We start from the raw sequence: 612 nt of genomic DNA, 5'->3' as shown, positions 1-612 counted from the left end.
TTCATTTGTTCCCACTTCATTGGTTTCTGTCGTTTGCCATGCTAAGTCAAGCCGTCTCGGGCGGTTTTCGACTGGTCCGACACCGTCCTCCCAGTTGTATCCGGATAAAAAGTTTCCGCCCGGATAGCGGATGATGGGAACCTGTAATTCTTTGATCAGCGACTGGACATCTTTTCTAAATCCATCTTCATCCGCTTCAGGGTGATCAGGCTCGTATATGCCTTCATATACCGCACGACCCATATGTTCGATAAACGAGCCATAAATCCGTTTATCTACTTCACCGATTTTATATTCTTTGTCTACAATCATTCGCGCTTTTTTCATCACACGTTTCCTCCTTCATTAACCTTTGACTCCCCCTACCGTCAGGCCGGAGATAAAGTACTTTTGGAAAAACAAGAAAATGATAATCACCGGCAAAATCGCAAATACTGAGCCGGATATAAGCATGTCATAGTTGTTGCCATAAGGGCTTAGCAAGCTGGACAGCCCTATTGGAAGCGTAAACATTTCTTTCGACCGAAGCACAATCAGCGGCCACAAGAAGTTGTTCCAACTGTTTAAGGACTGAAGGATAATCATCGCACCGAAAGCCGGTTTCATCAGCGG

Annotated in this window: 2 pseudogenes; both read right to left on the bottom strand. The window is 45.3% G+C overall.

The features are described from left to right. Window positions 1-327, bottom strand: a pseudogene (locus ACWHAR_RS29160) (alpha-N-arabinofuranosidase); the annotation flags it as partial. An 18-nt stretch (window positions 328-345) separates the two neighbouring features. Continuing rightward, window positions 346-612 (bottom strand): annotated as a pseudogene (gene araQ, locus ACWHAR_RS29155) (arabinose ABC transporter permease AraQ); the annotation flags it as partial.

Source organism: Bacillus sp. LR--39, from assembly GCF_053613335.1.
Note: the sequence above shows the minus strand (reverse complement) of the source record. Positions and strands in the feature narration are given on the sequence as shown.